Origin of the sequence: Nocardiopsis sp. TNDT3 (assembly GCF_003427465.1) — a bacterium.
Lineage (GTDB): Bacteria > Actinomycetota > Actinomycetes > Streptosporangiales > Streptosporangiaceae > Nocardiopsis > Nocardiopsis dassonvillei.
The window spans coordinates 1-4,804 of sequence record NZ_QPFC01001237.1; the positions used below are offsets into that span (position 1 = coordinate 1).

Sequence of the window (4,804 nt, forward strand, 5' to 3'; positions counted from 1 at the left end):
CCCCCCCCCCCCCCCCCACCCCTCCCTCTCCAAACGGTAACCCCTTGCTCTCCACATAAATCTTGAAGGGAGTTCGTCTTGAGGTTCTTCTACGGCATATTCTGTGCCTTCTCTCAGGTATTGAGCACTTTTGTTGCGGTTCTCTTCCTCGTGTCCCATGTCATGCACATCCTCCCCGTGGTGGGCAACCCTGAGCCAGTGCCGGAGGAAACTGTCTATCTGCTCCTGGGGCCGTTCGGGCTGGTATTCTTTATTGGCGTGGTGGCTGCTCGGAAGATCGCTCGCGGCGTGAACCTGGCCTTCGGTCTCGCTAGCCTCTCTGTCGCGGAGATCGTAGTCCACCTTTTCGGTGTGGATGCGTCTCCAGCACTTTTGGTGGTGCTAGTCGGAACTGCTGTTGGCGCTTGCGCATCAGGGGCGTTTGAGAACATGGGTTCGTTCCTGGGTTTTTTCGGTGCCTTTATCGCCGGGTATTTCCTGGAAAAAGGGCTGGAAACTTCGGGGAAGGACGTTCTGTCCTTCTGGCAGGGGCAGGGAGATGTATTCCTTCACGTCCCCATGGCTGCTGCCCTAGTTATCGTTGCGGTGCATGTCGTGTGGGGATTTCTCACTTACTCCGGTGAGGACGACCCCGTGGACACGACCGCCCAGGACCTTGCATCCCTTTACGCGGATGGCTGACCATCCAGCTACTCGGCCTGGAGCGCCCAAGCCGACTTCTGGGGAGGGCGCAGCACGCCGTTCCCTCGTCCCCTGGCGTGGTGGGGCTGGTGTTGCGGCGGGGACGGCGTATCGCCTCAAAGCCGTGGCCAGGCCGGCGCGGAGCATGATGCCGAGGTGGTCCGCCTGGTCCCGGTTCTGCTGAAACCCTCGGTGGAGACGACCTGCGCTAAGGATCTCGAGTCACCATTTGAAACCGTCCCGGAGTTCTTCCCAGAAGGTTTTACGGGGGGCGGGTGGAGGGACAGGAAAACCCATAGATCGAAGGAACTCGCGATCTGGGCTTCCCCAGGTGGTGCCATCAACTGTGTGATAAGTGATAAAATGGTGTCTCGCCTCATAATGGAAGTAGTCCAGGTCTTCTCGCGAGAGCATTGCACCCTGTCGGTCAAACCAGTCTGAATAGCCACAATGATGACAGCGCCAGCTCAGTCGGTGCAGCTGTTGATCGTAACTGACGGTCGCGAGGATCTCTCGGCTGTATATCCAATTGTTGGAAGCGGAATCCCACCCGTTTTGCAGGTCTCCCCATATAAGAAAACTGCTATCGCTCATACAATCAGGATCGTTGACTGAGGGGGTGCGACGCAAGATGGCTTCCAAGTTACTTATTGGCTACCTTGCGGCTTGCCATAGCTTCGGGAGAAGTCCTCGCGCTCGACGGTGTCGCTGCTCTCGAAGCACACGAACACCGGCACGTTGTCCTGCATCCAGCGCTTCACCGGGCCACATCCCTTCCTCGTAGGATCGGTCTCAGCCGCTCAGGGCCAGGCGGTTGCCCATGTTCAGGCGGATGTCGCCGTAGGGGTTCATGTTCGAGGAGAACAGCGGCGTGAGCCCGCGCCGGTCCTCGGCCGTCAGCGCGTTCTCCCATTCGGGTTCGGCCAGCACTTCCTGGAGCATCAGCGTGTTCACGTACACCAGGCACGCCTGGAGGATGTGCAGGGCGAGCATGGTCAGCTCCTGCTCCTCGCGGCGGTTGGAGGACAGCTCACCCGTCTTGCCGTAGAGGATCTCGCCGTGGATGCCGTGGGAGTTCTCCACCACGTTCAGCCCCGACCCCACCTCGTACTGCAAGTCGCGGTCGCGCAGGTAGCGCGCGCAGAACGCGGTCTTCTCCGCCCGGCCCACCTCCAGCATCGCCGCGTAGGTGGGGTGGGAGGCGTTGCGGGTGAAGCGGCGCAGGATCGCCTCGGTGGAGGCGGTGCCCAGCCGGATCGCGGTGGCGTACTTGATCATCTGGTCGTACTGCTGGGCGATCAGGTCCCAGCGGATCGGCCGGGTCATCGCCGGACGCAGCAGGGGATAGGTCTCCAGGTCGCCGCGGTCGGGCTGGTAGAGCTTGACGCGGTTGATCTGCTTGATGCGCGGCAGCAGCTTGAACCCCAGCAGCCGGGTGATGCCGAACCCGATCTCGGACTGGCCGTGGGAGTCGACGTAGTTGGCCTCCACGTTCATCGAGGTGCCGTGCCGCATCGCCCCCTCCACCATGGCGTGCACCTCAGAGGCCGAGCACGACAGCAACTGGGAGTGCACGGCCATCGACCGCTCCTCGATGTGCCAGTAGATGAGCACCCCCCGGCCCCCGTACCGGGAGTGCCATTCGGTGAACAGGTTCTGGTCGAAGGCCTTGACGTGCGTGGAGTCCGACCCCACCGCTGTCGACCCCTGCCCCCAGATCGCCTCCGAGCGGATGGCGAAGGTCGCGTTGGCAATGGCGCGGGCGGCGTTGCGCGCCCCCTCGATGGTGAAGTAGCGGCGCCGGATGTAGCGCAGGTCGTCCTCGGAGTAGGCGTGCTCGCCCGCAGCCGCCCGGCGCAGCCCGGTGTTGGTGCCGTAGGCGTAGATCACCAGGATCAGGCGCTCCCACAGCTCCTCTGTCGTGATGGCCTCGCGGGTGCCGACCCCGGTGAACGCCTCCAGCATCCCGGTGCGCAGCGCGGTCTCCTTGAGCATGTCCAGCAAAGGGACCACACCCCACTTGGCGCGCACCGCCTTCTTCAACCGTCGCAGGTTGCGCGGCTCGGCACGCGCCTCCAACGGCGTCAGGCTGATCGCCCCCGTCTTGCGTTCGGCGACCTCCACCCACCCCAGGCGGGGCAGCGCGTCGTTGAGCCCGGCCAGCTCGGTGACCATGTCGCCGCGCAGGCGCGCGATGAATTCCTCCGGGTCCAGGGGCTGGTTCAACTTCCGGTAGTTCTCAACCCTCTTGTCAGCGAAGTCGGCCGGGAGGTCCTCGTCCGGGTTACGCCACCGGTCGGCGCCCACCACCCAGATCTCCTTGCAGCGCAACTGCTCGCGCAGGGTCTGGAACACCCCGCACTCATACACGGTGCGCAGCACCCGCGACCGGCCGCGTTTGTCGGTGCGGTGCAGCAGCTCGCGCAGCTCGAAGGGGATCACCCCGTCGACGGGGATGTGCTCACCGGCGTCGTAGTAGGGGCGGTTGTTGGTGACCTCCCGGTAGCGGCAGATCAGCTCCAGGGCCTTGACCAGCGGGCGGTGCACGTCGTTGGAGGAGTGGAACTCCAGCACGTCCAGCAGTTGGAGCAGCCCCACGCGGTAGTGGTTGGAGTAGGAGGACTTGAACACCCGCTGCTTGTGCTGGCGGTAGCTGGTGCCCTTGGACCGGAACTCGGCCAGCAGGTCCTGGAGCGTCTGCTCGCCGCCGGCGGCCGGGTAGACCACCTCGCGCACCAGCGACTCGGGCGAGCCCACGGAGGCCTCGGCGATGCGGAAGAGGATGTCCTCCTTGCCCGAGACCCGCTTGAGGTCGCGGACGAACTCTTCGGTCACGACCTTCTCCGCACGGGCATTGATCTTGTGCACGGTCGAAATCACCAGGTCGACCAGGGTGTCAGTGATCTCCCGCTCACGTGACCACAACAGCGCCCCCAGAAGGCACACCTTGATCTCAGGCGGGTGGCCGCGCAGGTGCGAGGGAGCCTCGGCCGCAGCCCGGTCCCGCCACGCGGCCACCATCTTGGCGGGGATGCGCGCGAAGGCCCGGTGCGGCACACTCACGGCCCGCACCGCTTCCAGTTTCGTCTTCTCCGCGATCAGCGTCTTGAGGCTGACGTTACCCGGCGCGTCCTTGATCTGCGCGTACACCTCGGGCCCCTCCCCATCCGCCGGTGTCTCGTCGGGGTCGTCGCTGGCCTGACCGATCAGCGTGAGCATCCGCTCCACGACCTCGGCGGGCACCTCGCCCGCCGCGCGGGCCATCATCTGATCCTCGGCCTGGCTCAGCGCCGAGCGCACGATCCGCTCGATGCGGGTCTTCTCCGGCGGCTCGATCAGCTCCTCTTTGCAGTGCTCCAGCAGGCGCTGGCGCACCCGGTCGGGGTTGCGCTCCTGGTCGCACACGTTCTCGGCCAGCCACCGCGTGACCTTCTCGGCGTCAGGGACCGAGCACTCGCCGAAGCCGGTGAAGTCGCGGATCTCGGTGCGGTTCCGCTTGGCCGAACGCCCCTGCCAGTCGTAGAAGGCGATCTCGGAAGGGGTGACCTTGGCCTGCTTGGCCACGTGCGCGATGGCGTTGTCGGGCACCTCGCCGCGGCCGCGCGGGAACCGGCCGCGCCAGAGCAGGAAGCGCAGGGTCACCGCGAACCCAAGCCGGGTCGCCCCGGACTTGTTCCGCAGCAGCTTCAGCTCGTCGGCGGTGAGGGTGAAGGCGTCGAGGAGTTCGTCCAGGTCCAGATCACGCGCCACCTCTACCGCTCCCCACCGGCCTGCCGTCTTCCCCGGGTGGTCCGCCCGGTCATGAACGATCTTCCGTGGGATCGGAGTCGGCTGTCTGGAGAACGCCTAAGTTACTCGCGAGTTAGTTGGCACCTGGTGACACGCTCCTTACCGACACCCCTGGGTGCGGCCACCATCAACAACCGCCTGGCCGCCGTGGACGCTTTCTTCGCCCTGCGCGGGTCGGGCCGCCCGGCGGTGGTGCGCGAACACCTGGCCAGGCCGAGCGCACCCCGCGCCCTGGACCAGCGCACGCTGTTGCGCCTCCTGCGCACCGTGGCCCGCGACGCCACCATCCGGGACCGGGCCATCTGCCACCTGGCCTACTACGCCGGGCTCCGGG

2 protein-coding genes and 1 pseudogene are annotated in these 4,804 nt (G+C 65.4%); 2 read left to right on the plus strand and 1 reads right to left on the minus strand.

Annotated elements, in window-relative coordinates; all coding sequences use genetic code 11:
- The first annotated feature begins 78 nt into the window (after positions 1-78).
- The gene (locus tag DQW06_RS26280; protein ID WP_117199509.1) at positions 79-681 is read left to right on the plus strand and encodes a hypothetical protein; all 603 of its coding nucleotides are present in this window, start codon (positions 79-81) and stop codon (positions 679-681) included.
- Between the two features lie 792 nt (positions 682-1,473).
- Here the strand turns inward: DQW06_RS26280 and DQW06_RS26285 are convergent.
- Positions 1,474-4,431: a Tn3 family transposase gene (locus DQW06_RS26285; RefSeq protein ID WP_117199510.1), complete on the minus strand. Its 2,958-nt coding sequence runs from the start codon at positions 4,429-4,431 to the stop codon at positions 1,474-1,476.
- Between the two features lie 126 nt (positions 4,432-4,557).
- On the opposite strand from DQW06_RS26285, the pseudogene DQW06_RS26290 reads away from it, so the two are divergent.
- Positions 4,558-4,804, plus strand: a pseudogene (locus DQW06_RS26290) (hypothetical protein); the annotation flags it as partial.